The 15,567-nt window shown below is 63.9% G+C and carries 14 protein-coding genes and 1 riboswitch; of the genes, 7 read left to right on the top strand and 7 right to left on the bottom strand.

The genetic code is table 11. The features are described from left to right. Positions 1-6 precede the first annotated feature (6 nt). Positions 7-1,023: a C40 family peptidase gene (locus AC51GT_RS02555; protein ID WP_496328000.1), complete on the bottom strand. Its 1,017-nt coding sequence runs from the start codon at positions 1,021-1,023 to the stop codon at positions 7-9. A 252-nt stretch (positions 1,024-1,275) separates the two neighbouring features. Next, complete coding sequence (locus AC51GT_RS02550) at positions 1,276-1,860, bottom strand: C40 family peptidase (protein ID WP_496323809.1); 585 nt, start codon at positions 1,858-1,860, stop codon at positions 1,276-1,278. 15 nt (positions 1,861-1,875) lie between these two features. Next, positions 1,876-2,059, bottom strand: a riboswitch (cyclic di-AMP (ydaO/yuaA leader). Positions 2,060-2,702: 643 nt separating this feature from the next. On the opposite strand from AC51GT_RS02550, the gene AC51GT_RS02545 reads away from it, so the two are divergent. Then, entirely contained in the window at positions 2,703-4,421 is a 1,719-nt protein-coding gene (locus AC51GT_RS02545; protein ID WP_496327999.1) for a DEDD exonuclease domain-containing protein, read from the top strand. A gap of 20 nt (positions 4,422-4,441) precedes the next feature. Next, positions 4,442-4,717, top strand: coding sequence for an Lrp/AsnC family transcriptional regulator (locus AC51GT_RS02540; RefSeq protein WP_482142033.1), 276 nt, complete (start codon positions 4,442-4,444; stop codon positions 4,715-4,717). Positions 4,718-4,736: 19 nt separating this feature from the next. Here AC51GT_RS02540 and trpD read toward each other — a convergent pair whose 3' ends face one another. Together trpD and AC51GT_RS02530 are read right to left on the bottom strand one after the other, a co-directional pair. After that, positions 4,737-5,786, bottom strand: a complete 1,050-nt coding sequence (gene trpD / locus AC51GT_RS02535; RefSeq protein WP_496323808.1) for an anthranilate phosphoribosyltransferase — start codon at positions 5,784-5,786, stop codon at positions 4,737-4,739. Between the two features lie 150 nt (positions 5,787-5,936). Further along, positions 5,937-6,395: a hypothetical protein gene (locus tag AC51GT_RS02530; protein WP_496327751.1), complete on the bottom strand. Its 459-nt coding sequence runs from the start codon at positions 6,393-6,395 to the stop codon at positions 5,937-5,939. Between the two features lie 148 nt (positions 6,396-6,543). On the opposite strand from AC51GT_RS02530, the gene ctaE reads away from it, so the two are divergent. Genes ctaE through qcrB form a run of 4 tightly spaced genes read left to right on the top strand, consistent with a single transcriptional unit; the run spans position 6,544 to position 10,918 of the window. Then, a complete protein-coding gene (gene ctaE / locus AC51GT_RS02525) occupies positions 6,544-7,155 on the top strand; it encodes an aa3-type cytochrome oxidase subunit III (protein WP_496323806.1) in 612 nt (203 codons plus the stop codon). Positions 7,156-7,212: 57 nt separating this feature from the next. Beyond that, complete coding sequence (gene qcrC / locus AC51GT_RS02520) at positions 7,213-8,136, top strand: cytochrome bc1 complex diheme cytochrome c subunit (RefSeq protein WP_496323805.1); 924 nt, start codon at positions 7,213-7,215, stop codon at positions 8,134-8,136. Then, the gene (gene qcrA, locus AC51GT_RS02515) at positions 8,133-9,305 is read left to right on the top strand and encodes a cytochrome bc1 complex Rieske iron-sulfur subunit (RefSeq protein WP_496323804.1); all 1,173 of its coding nucleotides are present in this window, start codon (positions 8,133-8,135) and stop codon (positions 9,303-9,305) included. Before qcrC ends, qcrA begins: the two co-directional genes overlap by 4 nt. Beyond that, the gene (gene qcrB / locus AC51GT_RS02510) at positions 9,302-10,918 is read left to right on the top strand and encodes a cytochrome bc1 complex cytochrome b subunit (RefSeq protein WP_496323803.1); all 1,617 of its coding nucleotides are present in this window, start codon (positions 9,302-9,304) and stop codon (positions 10,916-10,918) included. The genes qcrA and qcrB overlap by 4 nt, the downstream gene beginning before the upstream one ends. A 421-nt stretch (positions 10,919-11,339) precedes the next feature. Here qcrB and AC51GT_RS02505 read toward each other — a convergent pair whose 3' ends face one another. Genes AC51GT_RS02505 through ctaC form a run of 3 tightly spaced genes read right to left on the bottom strand, consistent with a single transcriptional unit; the run spans position 11,340 to position 13,394 of the window. Then, positions 11,340-11,933 carry a GNAT family N-acetyltransferase gene (locus tag AC51GT_RS02505; protein WP_496327750.1) on the bottom strand — a complete coding sequence of 198 codons (594 nt, stop codon included), beginning with the start codon at positions 11,931-11,933 and terminating at the stop codon, positions 11,340-11,342. Then, positions 11,888-12,304, bottom strand: coding sequence for a cytochrome c oxidase subunit 4 (locus AC51GT_RS02500; RefSeq protein ID WP_496323801.1), 417 nt, complete (start codon positions 12,302-12,304; stop codon positions 11,888-11,890). Before AC51GT_RS02500 ends, AC51GT_RS02505 begins: the two co-directional genes overlap by 46 nt. A 19-nt stretch (positions 12,305-12,323) precedes the next feature. Beyond that, positions 12,324-13,394, bottom strand: coding sequence for an aa3-type cytochrome oxidase subunit II (gene ctaC / locus AC51GT_RS02495; RefSeq protein ID WP_496324106.1), 1,071 nt, complete (start codon positions 13,392-13,394; stop codon positions 12,324-12,326). Positions 13,395-13,633: 239 nt separating this feature from the next. Between ctaC and asnB the strand changes: the two genes are divergently transcribed. Next, positions 13,634-15,559: an asparagine synthase (glutamine-hydrolyzing) gene (asnB, locus tag AC51GT_RS02490; protein WP_496323800.1), complete on the top strand. Its 1,926-nt coding sequence runs from the start codon at positions 13,634-13,636 to the stop codon at positions 15,557-15,559. Positions 15,560-15,567 lie beyond the last annotated feature (8 nt).

Genomic DNA, 15,567 nt, shown 5'->3' with positions numbered 1-15,567 from the left:
AGATGATCAGTACCGACGGGCCGAGTTGAACGGGCCACCCTTGTCCACCGGGACAACCGCCACGGGCACACCAAAGGTGGACGCGTGGATCACGTACCCGTTGCCGACGTACATACCCACATGGGTGGCGTCGGGGTAATAGATGATCAGGTCACCGGGTCGCATGTCGTCGCGGGAGACCTCGGTTCCACCGGCGAGTTGGGCCTGGCTCGACCGCGGCAACGTCTTTCCGGCCTGCTTGTAGGCCCAGACCATCAGTCCGGAACAGTCGAATTGGTCGGGACCGGTGGCGCCCCAGACGTACGGATCCCCCACCCGGGTCATCGCTGCACGAACCGCGACCACCTCCGGAGCGGTACCGGCGGGCAGCAGCTTCGGGTCGAAGTCGACACTGGCACCGGCGAGTTCGGCGAGTTGCTTGCCGGTCAGTGCCTGGTACATGGCCCGGATCTCGGTCGCCTTGAAGACGCGCTCACTTTGCTGGGCCTGCAGGTCGGCACTGGTCTTCTCGGCGGTGGCAACAGCGGCTTCGGCCTTGAGTTTGGCGTCGGCCGCGGTCTTCTGCGCCTTCTCCGCGTTCGACTTCGCGGCGGTGAACATCTTCACGTCCGCTACGGTCTGGCGCGAGATCATCTCCAGGCCGGCCATCTGGTCGAGAAGCGACTGCGGCGAATCACTCACCAGCACCGCGTAGAGGCGATTGACCCGGGCCCCTTTGTAACTCGCGGTGACGAGCGCATCGACCGCGCCCTGCAGATCCGCGGCCTGCTTGTCGAGTGCGGCGAGATTGGCCACGGCCGCCTCGGAATCCTTGGTCGCAGCGGCGACGGCCTCGCGTTGTTTGCCGAGTTCGATGGTCGCCGTGTGGATCGCCTCGGTGGCCTGTTCGGCTTCACGCCCGAGTTTGGTGTAGTCGGCCAGCATCACGTCGGGGCTCTGCGGAGCAGGTTCGGCACCCGCCGGCGCACCGGCCCCCAGGGCGACGGCCAACGCCACGACCACACCGGCGACCACAGTCCGCATCACGGCGGCATATCCCTCACGCACCACGACTCTGACAACTCCTTGTTGACCGACGTTCACAATTCCGGTCGATGGCGGTCACCCGACGACCTATCCCCTGCACTGCATTTGACCAACCCGGCCAGGCTACACAGCGCGCATGGGCGGGCGATGTGAATCGCCGGACACCAGCGCCGTAAAGGCTGCCGGATGCCGTCGGGCGGGACCGCAAGACTCTGCGGACCCGCCCAATGGCTGTTCAGTTCTGGTTGCTCAGTAGCGGCGGATGTCCACGATCGACATGCCGTCGAGAGCCATCCGGGCGACGGGCACACCCTCGGTCGAGGAGTGCACGACTTCACCGCCGCCGACGTAGATGCCGGCATGGCCGCCACCGTTGTAGATCACGACGTCGCCGGGCAGGGCGTTCGCAGCGCTGACGCTGGTGCCTCCGCCGAGCTGGCCGTAGCTGTCCCGGGGAATGGTCTGACCGGCCTGCTGGTGCGACCAGTAGACGAGACCCGAGCAATCGAAAGCACTGGGGCCGGCTGCGCCGTAGACGTACGGCGAACCGATCTTGCTGACTGCGGCGTCCGCAGCGATCTGACCGGCAGCCTTGACAGGCGCGGGCGCAGCGGCGACGCCGGGGAGGAGGTTTTCCGGCTTCAGCTCATTCGGAATCATTTCCGGGGTGAGACCGGGGATGTCGAAAGTTCCGACACCGGGGACGGTCACCGGTGCGGCGAAGGCAGGCGCTGCGGCGATACCCAGGGTGCCGAGAGTGATCGAACCGGCAATGAGTGCACCGCGGGCACTCTTGGCGCCACGGCTTTCTTTGTTCAAACGATGTTTCGCCACGAAGCGAGATCTCCTTGTTTCTTCCCTATCCGCTGACCGAGTTAGCTGTCGGATTCGGGCCGGAAGATGGCCCTACCCGGTGAACCCGCAAAGTCGTTGAGACCTCAGGGTTCGATGGGATTCACCCCGAATGCGGACTTGTGGTCTGCATCAGATGGTTCCCCGGTTCACCGTGTTGGTGATTAAGCGGCGACCTGACGATTCCTCCGGATGGAGTGAACACTTTCGTTAGGTCTCAGAAAGGTTACGAAACCGTGATGGCGAATGTCCACCGGAAGGACGACAGGGTCCGTCCGGCGTGTTGCGTCACACAGCCCACAAACGGGGCTGATTTTGGTCCGAAAAGTACCCTTGAGCTGCGGTAATACGCCTGCGGTGATCGTGAGTCTCAGACTTGCCCAGCATGCCCGCGGCACGGAACATCGCGACCGCCTCGTCTATGCGGGCCTCGTGATCAATAACGAATTCATCACAGCGAACTTCCGCATCCTCGCTGCTCCGGACCCCTACGGGGCCCATGAAGACGGTCATCATGCAGCCGTCACACTCGACAGGACGGCCCGGGCAGGTGCTGCATTCGATGAGCAATGTGATCTCCGTCTCATTGGGCCTCTCATCTCGGTCTCGGGGCCCTCAGGGTTTACCCGGAGACGAGATGAGGCCGACTTTTGTTACGTCGCTCGAGACGCTAGCGGCACCCTCCGACAAGACATCTCGGATGTTGTACCCGGCCTTCCGCGGCCCAAACATCCACCCCCGACAACGCAGTGCTGTCGGAGGCTCGAACTAGTGTTCGTCGCGTGAGTGGCGTGAGTGGTGTCAGTGAGGTCATCGGGGCCCAGATGTCGTTTGATGACCCGACCCTGGCGCATCCGGACGACCGGCCACTCCGCGAGACGACGTTTGTCGTGGTCGACCTCGAGACCACCGGCGGCAGCCCGACCGACGATCGCATCACCGAGATCGGGGCGGTCAAGATCCGTGGCGGCGAAGTGCTCGGTGATTTCGCGACACTCGTCGACCCCCGTCGCGGCATTCCCCCGCACATCGTCCGGTTGACCGGGATCACCGAGGCGATGGTCTACCGGGCGCCGACCATCGATCAGGTATTGCCGGCATTCCTGGAGTTCGCCCAGGACGCGGTGATCGTCGCGCACAACGCACGCTTCGATGTCGGCTTCCTGCGCGCCGCCGCCAACGACCTCGGCCACCCGTGGGACTTCCATCGGGTTCTGTGCACAGTGAAACTCGCGCGACGGGTCCTGACCCGCGACGAGGCGCCCACGGTGAAACTCTCCGCCCTCGCCGCCCTGTTCGCCGTGCAGACGCAGCCGACGCACCGGGCGCTCGACGATGCCCGCGCGACGGTGGAGGTACTGCATCGCCTGTTCGAGCGGGTGGGCAACCAGGGCGTCCATACATATAGGGAACTGCGCGACTATCTCCCCGGAATTTCTGCGGCCACCCGCAGCAAGAGAGCACTGTCGGACCACCTGCCGTCCGAACCCGGCGTCTACCTGTTCCGCGGACCGTCGGACGAAGTCCTGTATATCGGGACGGCGGTCGATCTACGGCGTCGGGTTCGCAGTTACTTCACCGGGTCGGAGACCCGTACCCGCATCCGGGAGATGGTGGATCTGGCCACCCGCGTCGATCACGTGCAATGCGCACACCGCGTCGAGGCCGGGGTCCGCGAACTGCGCCTGCTCGGCGCCCATGCCCCGCCATACAACCGTCGGTCCAAGTTCCCCCATCGTGGTTGGTGGCTCTGCCTCACCGACGAGCCGTTCCCACGGCTGAAGGTGAGCCGCACGCCCACCACGACTGCCCTGGGCCCGGTCCGGTCCCGATCCGTTGCATATGACATCGCCGACCTCATCGCCGAACTCTGTGAACTGCGCACCTGCCGCACACCGCTACGTGCCACCGGTGTGCACCGCTGCGAGGTCGGTCCGGACGGCAGACGGATCGTCGGCGGCTGCCACGGTGCGAGCGCCGAAGCGCTCGATGCCGGCGTCTACCGCCCGCGGGCCCAGGCGGTGGCCGACCTGTTCTCGGGCCGCAGCGATGCACCCATCCTGGCCGCACTCGATCGACTGACAGCCCTGTCCGAGGCGGAATTGTTCGAGAACGCGGCCCGGCTGCGCGACCGCCTCGATCAACTCATCGCCCACCTCGAACGCTGTCAGCGCCTGGCCGCGCTCGCCCGGATCTCCGAGCTCGTCGCAGCCGCACCCGACGGGCGCGGTGGCTGGGACCTTGCCGTCATCCGGCATGGACGCCTGGCCAGCGCCGGTGTCGCGACCCGCGGCGTCCCCCCGATGCCGGTCGTCGAGTTGCTCGCCGCATCCGCCGAGACCGTGATTCCCGAAACCGGACCGCTCTGCGGTGCCCCGCCGGAAGAAACCGCCCTGGTCTTCCGGTGGCTCACCAGTTCAGATGTTCGAATCGTCTGCGCCACAAGCGGATTCAGCCTACCCAGACACGGCGCCGGACGCTGGGCCCAGTGGCGCGAACTCGTCGGATCGGCACATCGGACCATCGACATCGATCACGACTGAACCGGCACTACTCTGAGACCATGATTACCGCGATCGTCCTGATCCAGACCGACGTCCACCAGATCCCCGAAACCGCCCAGGCCGTCGCCGACATCCCCGGTGTCACCGAGGTCTATTCGTGCGCAGGCGACGTCGATCTGATCGCAAAGCTACGGGTCCGCGACCATGAAAAGATCGCCGACGTGGTGACCGAGTCGATCAGCCGACTCCCCGGGGTCAAGCACACCGCAACCCACATCGCGTTCAAGAGCTACTCCAGCGCCGACGTCGACGCAGGCTTCTCCATCGGCGAGTGATCGAGGCCGACAGCTCGGGTCAGGCGTTGCTGACCCGGACCCACTCGGCCAGAACTGCTGCGGCAGCGCCCGAATCGATCGCTGCCGCAGCCACCGCCAGGTGGGCACGCAACTGCTCGTGCAGATCGAGGTCCGGTTGCGGGCGGTAGGCGGTCAGCGCACCGGCGGCGTTGAGCAGCACCGCATCCCGGACCGGACCCGGCCGACCGGCGAAGGTCTCCCGGGCGACGGTCGCGTTGTGTTCGGCGTCGCCACCCTGCAGCGCCGACAACTCCACCCGGGCCAGCCCGAGAGTTGTCGGATCCACCGTCTGCGTGCGCACCGAACCGCCGAACGCCTGCCACACCGTGGAGGTCGATGTGGTGGTCAGCTCATCGAGACCATCGTCGCCGCGGACGACGAGAACCGAATCGCCGCGCTCCACGAAGGTCTGCGCCAGCACCGGTGCCAGGTCGACGAACGCACAACCGACCAGCCCGCTCGTCGGACGCGCCGGATTGGTCAGCGGCCCCAGCACGTTGAAGACCGTGGGGATACCGATCTCCTTGCGGGGTGCGGCGGCAAAGCGCAGCGCCGGATGGAAGACCGGAGCGAAGCAGAAGCCGATGCCGGCCTCGGCAACACAACGGCTCACACCGTCGGCGGTCAGCGCGATGTTCACGCCCAGCGCCTCCAGGACATCGGCGCCGCCGCTCTTCGAGGTGGCCGCCCGGTTGCCGTGCTTGACCACCGGAACCCCGGCCGCCGCGACCACCACCGCGGCCATCGTCGAGATGTTGACCGTGTTCGAGCGGTCGCCTCCGGTACCGACGATGTCGACACAGGGAACGGACGTCGACACGACTGTCGAGTGGTTCAACATCGCGTCGGCGAGCCCACGCAACTCGGCGGCAACCGGTCCTTTGATCTTCAGTGCCACACCGAATGCCGCAATCTGGGCGGGTGTCGCGTTGTCCGACATGATCTCGTTCATCGCCCACCCGGCGCCCTCGGTGGTCAGGTCCCGGCCGTCGGCCAGGACTCCAAGTACCTGAGGCCAGCTGCGGGCCTGCGCATCGGAGTGGGTCACGCGAAAAGACTATCCATTGCCCGACCGGGGCGACCACCTAGGCATCCGCGACCGCGACGACACCCGGCGGATGCCCGCTCTAACGCGCCTGCAGCACCTGCAGTCACAACAAAGAGGCAGGCTGCTTCCCGGCACTGCATCACAACCGCCCTAACGCGCCTGCAGCACCTGCCAGGCAATGACGGTGCCCCCGTGACGCTGCGCGAGTCCCGCCATGCGGGAGCGCTCCTGCGACACATGGAGCGCATCGATCAACTGCACCCGGGCCAACGCCAGGAGGACCTGACCCGCGACGACGTCGACCGTCTCCGGAACGTCGACCACCACCCGTTGATAGTGGTCCTGTGCGGCAAGTCCGATGACCGCTTCCACCGAGTCCTGCGGTACCACCAGGAGGTGCCGCAGCACGGCTTGCTCCTCGGCCCGCCACAGAGAAGCCGACAAGGTGGTCGACGCCGCCTCCGCATCGTCGAAACTCTCGGCGGTGACCGCCAGAGAAGATTCTTCGACCGACAACTCCCCGTTGGTCTTTCGACCGACTCCCAACCGATCGGTCAGGCGCCGCCACCGGGAAACCTCGATCGGATTGCCGTTCACATCACGTGCCACCCCATCAGCCTCTCAGGTGGCCTGAAACCACACCACGGACACGCCGTAGGGAACCGTTTCAGCCCTACTACCAGCACCGCCGCATCAAGGTGGAAAAAAATGCGGACCCGGGTGGTCAGGGCTTACTACGAACCGTCATACTTCTCTGGTGACTAGCGCTGCAGCACCCACAGGATCAGCTATCACCCAGCGCGTGCACTCGCTGAACCGACCGAACATGGTCAGCGTTGGCACCATTGTGTGGCTTTCGAGCGAGCTGATGTTCTTTGCCGGATTGTTCGCGATGTATTTCGTGGCAAGGGCCGGAAACTACGGCAATTGGCCGATGGAGCCCACCGAGCTCAATCTGACACTGGCGATCCCCGTGACCGCCGTTCTGATTCTCTCCTCGGTGACATGTCAGCTCGGCGTCTTCGCCGCCGAGCGGGGCGACGTCTTCGGTCTCCGACGGTGGTACACCATCACCCTGATCATGGGCGCGTTCTTCGTCGCCGGACAGGGCTACGAGTACTACCACATGGTCCACGAGGGCACGACGCTCTCGTCAAGTGCCTATGGTTCCGTCTTCTACATCACGACGGGCTTCCATGGCCTGCACGTGATCGGCGGCCTCGTTGCCTTCGTCATCTTGTTGATCCGTACGCGGCTCAGCAAGTTCACGCCGGCACAGGCCACCGCCGCGATCGTCGTCTCGTATTACTGGCACTTCGTCGACATCGTCTGGATCGCACTCTTCGCGACCATCTACTTCATTCGGTAACGGCCGAAACAGTCTTTTGGTACAGGCAAAGTCAGTCCGCTAAGCAGAGAGATACAGATGAGTTCATCTCCCCCACCCACCTCACCCGGGGATTCGGAAACAGGTGCCCTCAGCGAGGGCACCGGCCGCACAGACGCAAAGAAATCCAAGTCGCGCCGCAAGTTGCGTCGTCGCGCTTCCGGAGCTCTTCTTCTGTTGGCAGGTCTGGTTGTCGCCGGCGGACTGGCCGCAGCCATCACGCCTGAAGCCCAGGTCGCCAAGGCCGACAGCGATTCCACTGCCGCATTGGTCCAGGACGGCAGGAAGCTCTACGAGACCTCCTGCATCACCTGCCACGGCGCGAACCTCGAAGGCGTTGCCGAGCGTGGTCCGTCGCTGGTGGGCGTCGGCGATGCGTCGGTGTACTTCCAGGTGTCGTCCGGCCGTATGCCAGCGGTCCGCGGCGAAGCCCAGATCCTCCGCAAGCCGGCCAAGTTCACCCAGTCCCAGATCGACCAGCTCGGTGCCTACATCCAGTCCATCGGTGGCGGCCCGCAGGTCGTCTACGCCAAGGACGCCGACGGCAACGTCATCTTCGAAAACGGCTACCCGGTCATCGAGCAGGGCGCACTGCGTGGCGAGAACATCGGCCGCGGCAGTGAGCTCTTCCGCTTGAACTGCGCCTCATGCCATAACTTCACCGGCCGTGGAGGTGCGCTGTCGTCGGGCAAGTTCGCGCCCGCCCTCGACGCGCCGAACGAGCAGGAAATCTATACCGCCATGCTCACCGGACCTCAGAACATGCCCAAGTTCTCGGACCGGCAGCTGACGGACACCGAAAAGCGCGACATCATCGGCTACGTCAAGTACGCCACCACGTCGAAGGACCCGGGCGGCTACGGACTCGGCGGCTTCGGCCCGGTGTCCGAAGGCATGTTCATGTGGTTCGTCGGCACGGTTGCAGTTGTCGCCGGCACGATGTGGATTGGATCACGTAGATGACCGACCAGCACAAACCAGATCCGACCCCGGATGAGCTGGATGCAATGAGCAAGGACGAGTTGGTCAAACTCGGCACCAACCTCGACGGCGTGGAGATCATCCACCGCCGCGAGCGTTTCCCGGTGCCGGGTACCAAGGCAGAGAAGCGGGCCGAGCGCACTGTCGCATTCTGGTTCGCACTCGCCGGGGTATCGGCCCTCGCGTGTTTGATCATCTTCCTGTTCAACCAGTGGGAATTCGTGATGCCCGATGGTGACAACTACTGGGCGTACATCCTCAACACCCCGCTCATCGGTTTCACCTTCGGTCTGTCGATCCTCTCTCTCGGTATCGGCGCGGTGCAGTTCACCAAGCGGTTCATCCCCGAGGAGATCTCGGTTCAGGATCGCCACGACGGTGGTTCTTCCGAGGTCGACAAGCGCACAATCGGCGCAGAGTTCGTCGATTCGCTGACCACCTCGACCCTCCCCCGCCGCAAGGCGATCAAGCGTGCCGGCCTGTTCGGCCTGGGCGCGTTCGCCCTGACCGGCGTGGTCGCAACGCTGGGTGGCTTCATCAAGAACCCGTGGGCGCTCGGCAAGGATGCCCCGCTGTGGAACACCGGCTGGTCGCCGATCTACAACTCGCCTGAGGACCCCAACGAGACGGTCTTCCTGCGACGCGACAACGGCAACCCGATGTCTGTGGTCCTGGTTCGTCCCGAGGATCTCGACGCCGGCGGCATGGAAACCGTGTTCCCGTGGCGAGTCTCCGACGGAACCGGAGAGACCGAGGAGTCGCGGCACAAGCTGATCGAAGGTCTGCGTGGCGTCAGCAACCCGGTCATGCTGATCCGTTTGCGTCCCAACGACGCCAAAAAAGCGATCAAGCGTCAGGGCCAGGAGAGCTTCAACTACGGCGACTACTACGCCTACACGAAGGTCTGCTCGCATCTCGGCTGCCCGACCTCACTGTTCGAGCAGCAAACAAACCGCATTTTGTGCCCGTGCCACCAGTCACAGTTCAACGCTCTCGAATACGCCAAACCGATCTTCGGTCCTGCCGCCCGTGCTCTCGCGCAGCTGCCGATCTCGGTCAACGAGCAGGGCTTCATGGTGGCTGCCGGTGACTTCATCGAGCCCGTCGGCCCGGCGTTCTGGGAACGCGGCCAGGGGAAGGACAAGCCATGAGCAAGATCGTGCAGCAGGCCGAGGAAGCAGATTCCCGGTATCACATGGCGGCCGGCATACGCCGCCAGATCAACAAGGTGTTCCCCACCCATTGGTCGTTCCTTCTCGGTGAGATCGCGCTGTACAGCTTCATCATCCTGCTGATCTCGGGCGTCTACCTGACGTTCTTCTTCGATCCGTCGATGTCCGAGGTCATTTACAACGGTTCCTACGAGCCGCTCAACGGCGTGATGATGACTCAGGCCTACGCCACCACCCTCGACATCTCGTTCGAGGTCCGCGGCGGGCTCTTCGTCCGGCAGATCCACCACTGGGCAGCGCTGCTCTTCGCGGCGTCGATCATCATCCACATGGCCCGCATCTTCTTCACCGGCGCTTTCCGGCGTCCACGTGAGGCGAACTGGGTCATCGGTTGCTTCCTGCTCGTGCTGGCGATGTTCGAAGGTTTCTTCGGATACTCACTCCCCGACGACCTGCTCTCGGGTACCGGTGTTCGTGCCGCCATGTCAGGCATCGTCCTGGGCATCCCGGTGGTCGGCACCTGGATCCACTGGGCACTGTTCGGTGGACAGTTCCCGGGCGACATCATCATCCCGCGCCTGTATGTCCTGCACATCCTGTTGTTCCCGGGAATCATCCTGGCGCTCATCGGTGCTCACCTGGCGCTGGTCTGGTACCAGAAGCACACGCAGTTCCCCGGCCCCGGCCGCACCGAGACCAACGTCGTGGGCGTCCGGATCCTGCCGGTGTTCGCAGTCAAGTCGGGCGCATTCTTCGCGGTCACCTTCGGCATCCTGGCGATCATCGCGGGTCTGTTCCAGATCAACCCGGTATGGGCGATCGGCCCGTACAACCCGGCGCACGTCTCGGCAGGTTCTCAGCCCGACATCTACATGATGTGGACCGATGGTCTGGCCCGACTGATGCCGGCGTGGGAGATCTACTTCGGGAACGCCTACACGATCCCGGCCATCTTCTGGGTCGTCGTTGTACTGACGATCGTGTTCGGGCTCATGTTCACGTATCCGTTCATCGAGAAGAGGCTGACCGGCGATACCGCTCACCACAACCTGCTGCAACGGCCGCGTGACGTGCCGGTGCGGACCGCGGTGGGTGCGATGGCGCTCTCGTTCTACATCATCCTCACGGTCTCTTGTATGAACGACATCATCGCCTACAAGTTCGACATCTCGCTGAACGCGACGACGTGGATGGGCCGGATCGGGTTGATCGTTGTCCCGCCGCTCGCCTACTACATCGCGTACCGCTGGGCTCTGGCTCTGCAGCGCAGCGACCGGGAGGTGCTCGAGCACGGCATCGAGACGGGCATCATCATGCGACTGCCGCACGGTGAGTTCATCGAGCTGCACCAGCCGCTGGGACCTGTCGACGAGCACGGACATCCGATTCCGTTGCCGTACGAGGGTGCTGCACTTCCGAAGCGGATGAACAAGCTCGGCTCCGCCGGCGAACCGGGTACCGGTTCTCTGCTGGTCGCCGACCCCGCCGAAGAGCAGGTTCGCAACGTCGAGCTGGAGAAGAAGGCCCATCACGACGAGAAGGACGCCCTGCGCGCGCTGCAAGAGCGCGGCGGAGATCCCTTCGTCGACTGATATCGCCATACAAGAAGAGCCGGACCGCAATGTGCGGTCCGGCTCTTCTTGTATGTGCAGACGGTGGTCATCGCGTGGGCGACTTCTCGCACCGCTCCCCTACCCCGCTCCTCGGTGAGCGTGTCGATGTTCAGCCGCTGAATTCGCGCCGGTTGCCTGCGTTCGCGCCGGTTGCAACCGGCGCAGATGCGTGTAGGTGGAGCGGATTTACTGGGTGGACGCCCGAACCAGAGGCCACTCACCGACACAGAAGCAGAAGCTCCACGGGGGCCTTGGATGCGTAGACATGTGCGGCAACCCCGCGCCCTACCCTGGCGCCCCCCGTCGAGCGTCCCACACCTAAGTTCGCGCCAGTTGCCTGCGTTCGCGCCGGTTGCAACCGGCGCAGATGCGTGTAGGTGGCGCGAATTCGGCGGATGGGTTACCAGAGCTCGCCTGAGCGCCAATCACAGGTCAGCTCACCGGACACGGGAGCAGAACGTCCGTAGACGTGGACGGAACTCTCCGGGGTCTTGACCAGACCGGCCGGCGTCATCGCGGACAGGTCGCCCGTCCACGGACGCCAACCGTGTGCGCGGTACAGCCGTAAACCGGCGTCGCTGGCACCCAGGACACCGAAGTCGTAGGCACCGTCGATCACCGCTTCCACAGCGCTCATCACGCGGTCACCGATGCCCTGCCGCTGTCGCTCAGGGTCGGTTGCGACCGCTTCGACGTATCCAACGCGGTATGCGCGTCCGTCGTGGGCGATCGAGCGGGCGACCACCGCAGCGTGACCGATCAGCATGTCGCCGTCGGTGATCATCGCGTGGACTCCCCCGAGTGCGTGATCGAAGTCGGTGTCGGTGAAGTCGCCGTCGAAGGCCCGGTCGAGGAGTTGGCGGATCGCCGTACGCCAGAAAGCACTCAGCTCCCAGGTGTGCAGCAGTTGAAGCTGCGAACCCGGGAGCTGAGTGTTGTTTGTTGTTGTCAGTGCTTTTCGGGCCCGACGTGGTATTCGAGCACCAGACCGCACACTGCACCGATGATGCAGACGGCGGCGAAGGCAACCAACCAGAACTGGCCGAAAGCCAGTGCCACGGCGAAGAGTGCAGCGCCCGCGGCGATCATGATCGGCCACCAGCTGCCGGCGCTGAAGAAGCCCAGCTCGCCTGCGCCGTCCGATACCTCGGCATCTTCGTAGTCCTCCGGGCGGATGTCCACCCGGCGAGCGACGAAGCGGAAGTAAGTGCCCACCAACAGTGTCAGGCCGCCGGTCATGACCAACCCGGTGACGCCAACCCATTCCACGTTCTTACTGGTCAAACCGGTGGCCAAGCCGTACGCCACTGCCACCGCAAAAAAGAACCCGGTGAGGATCTCGAAGATCCGCGCTTCAATATGCATCTCGTAGCTTCTCCGTGACTTAGTTCGGCGCGGTCTGCGTGCCGCGCTTGGTGTCGAAGGGCTTGGTGCTGATCGCCAATGGATCCTCACCGATCGCTTCGAGTGCCTCGGCATTGGTCGCGCTGGGGTTGGCTTCGCGGAACTTGATGTATTCGTCGAACTTCGCCGGGCTCACCGCACGAACTTCGAAGTTCATCATCGAGTGATAGGTGCCGCACATTTCTGCACAACGACCCACGAATGCGCCCTCACGGTCGATCTCGCTGACCTGGAACCGGTTGTCCGAGTGGTTTTCCTTCGGGAACGGCATGACGTCCCGCTTGAAGAGGAACTCCGGGACCCAGAACGAGTGGACGACATCGGTTGCCGCGATCTCGAACTCGATCCGGCGATCGGTCGGGAGCACCAGCACCGGGATCTCGTCCGAGGTGCCGATCGTCTCGATCTTGTCGTACTTCAGGTAGGAACGGACATCGTTCTCGAGGGCCTGAAGCGGCACCTCGTGATGATCGCCCGACTCTTCCTCGTGCTCGCCCTCCGGGACCTGACGGTCGTACGGATTCCCGTCGGTTTCGGCACCGTCGTAGATCTGACCGTCCTCGAAACGAACGGTCCGGTAACCGAACTTCCAGTTCCACTGGAATGCGGTCACGTCGACCACCACGGCAGGATCGGGCTGCTTGGCCTCGACCTTGTTCTGCACGATGATCGTGAAGTAAAAGAGGACCGCGATGATCACAAATGGGATCGCCGTGTACGTCAGCTCCAAAGGAACGTTGTACGCGGTCTGCCGCGGGAACTCGTCTTGTCCTGCCTTGCGACGATGGAACGTAATGGTCCAGAACGTCAGGCCCCACACCAAAATACCCATGATGAGGGCCGCGATCACCGACCACGTCCACAGATGCCGCATATCCTCGGCCTCGGGCGTAATGCCCTTAGGCCAACCGAATCGCAACGCTTCTTCAGCGCTGCAGCTCGACAGCATCAGTGCGCCAACGCCCAGGAACAAGGCTGCGCTTATCTGCTTGATTCGACGTCCGCGGTGCTGACGCTTGGTCGATGCCGGAGGTTGCCCACCGTGTGCCAATTTCACGCCTTCCTACCCTGCCCTGACTGGAAACAGTCACAACGCTAACCACGACTGGTAACTCGTGTACTACGCAGCGTAGACCAACCCTGACTCACATTCGTATCGGGGTTTGGGTTCGTGTCACCGGGTCCCGTCAGCGGAACGCCGAACCCGGGCCGCGCACGCGGCGGTGCGGCCGATTGCGGCATACTCGGGCGTGATCTGTACGCCGTCCCTGGACGAATTGAGGCAATTTAGTGTGTGGTCTGTTAGGTCTGCTGTCTAGCGACGCATCGGCCGCCGAGTCAGCTGATCTCGTCGCCTCTGCGTTGCACTGCATGCGACATCGAGGCCCTGACGAACCAGGCACCTGGCACGATTCCGACCTGGTCTTCGGTTTCAACCGGCTCTCGATCATCGACATCGAGCATTCGCACCAGCCCTTGCGATGGGGTCCGCCCGAGAACCCCGAACGTTATGCACTCGTCTTCAACGGCGAGATCTACAACTACCTCGAGATCCGGGCGCAGCTGGCCAAGGACGAGGGTGTCGAGTTCCGCACCGAGGGCGACAGCGAGGCGATTGTCGCGGCCTTCCACCACTGGGGCCCCGATTCGGTGTCCCGTTTGCGCGGAATGTTCGCTTTTGCCATCTGGGACACCGAGACTCAGTCGCTGTTCCTGGCTCGGGATCCGTTCGGCATCAAGCCGTTGTTCATCGCGACCGGTTCGGGCGGAACCATATTCGGCAGCGAGAAGAAGAGCCTGCTCGAGTTGATCGACCGGATCGGAGTCTCTGATGCGCTCGACAGCCGCGCGATCGAGCACTACACCGTCCTGCAGTACGTCCCGGAGCCCGAGACGCTGCACGCCGGGATCCGGCGGCTCGAGTCGGGCAGCTACGCCACCCTGCGGCCCGGCCAGATGCCCAAGGTCTACCGCTACTTCACGCCGCAATTCTCGGTGCGCCCGTTCACCAAGGGCAACGAACAGGCCCGCTACGACGAGATCGCCGAGGTGCTCTCCGATTCCGTGGCCAAGCACATGCGTGCCGATGTCACCGTCGGATCGTTCCTGTCCGGGGGTATCGACTCGACGGCGATCGCCGCCCTGGCCATCCGGCACAACCCCGATCTGATCACTTTCACCACCGGATTCGAGCGGGAAGGCTATTCGGAGGTCGACGTGGCCGCGGAGTCCGCCGCGGCCATCGGGGCAAAGCACATCGTGAAGGTCGTCAGTCCGGCCGAGTTCGTCGCCGCGATACCCGAAATCGTCTGGTACCTGGACGATCCGGTGGCCGACCCATCACTCATCCCGCTGTACTTCGTGGCGAAGGAAGCACGCAAGCACGTCAAGGTCGTGCTGTCCGGCGAAGGCGCCGACGAGCTGTTCGGTGGTTACACGATCTACAAAGAGCCGTTGTCGCTCAAGCCGTTCGAGCGTCTGCCCCGCGGTTTGCGGGCCGCTGCCGGCCGCTTGTCGGATCGGATCCCAGAGGGCAAGCGCGGGAAGAGTCTTCTGCATCGCGGGTCGATGACCCTCGAGGAGCGGTACTACGGCAACGCCCGCAGCTTCGACGATGCCCGACTCCGGGCCGTGCTCAAGGACTTCCGTCCCGAGTGGACCCACACCGACGTGACGGCCCCGATCTACGCGACCTCACGCGGCTGGGATCCGGTGGCCCGGATGCAGCACCTGGATCTGTTCACCTGGCTGCGCGGCGACATCCTCGTCAAGGCCGACAAGGTGACGATGGCGAACTCACTCGAACTGCGGGTGCCGTTCCTCGACCCCGAGGTGATGCGGGTCGCCGAGGCGCTGCCCTTCGAGGAGAAGATCTCGCACGGCACCACCAAATACGCACTCCGCAAGGCTCTGGAGCAGATCGTCCCGGCGCACGTCCTGCATCGTAAGAAGCTGGGTTTCCCGGTGCCCGTGCGACATTGGATGCGCGGCACGGAACTGTACGACTGGGCGCAGGAGACGATCGAGAACTCGCAGACCGATCACATCCTCAACAAGGACGCGATCCGTGCGATGTTGGCCGAGCACCGCACCGGTGCGGTCGACAACAGTCGTCGGCTGTGGACCGTTCTCATCTTCATGGTGTGGCACGGGATCTTCGTCGAAGGCACCATCGTGCCCCAGATCGAAGATCACCAGTACCCGGTCCGGCTCTAGCGAACATC

It is taken from the genome of Williamsia sp. z34 (assembly GCF_059553395.1).
This window is presented reverse-complemented; position numbering and strand designations above follow the sequence as displayed.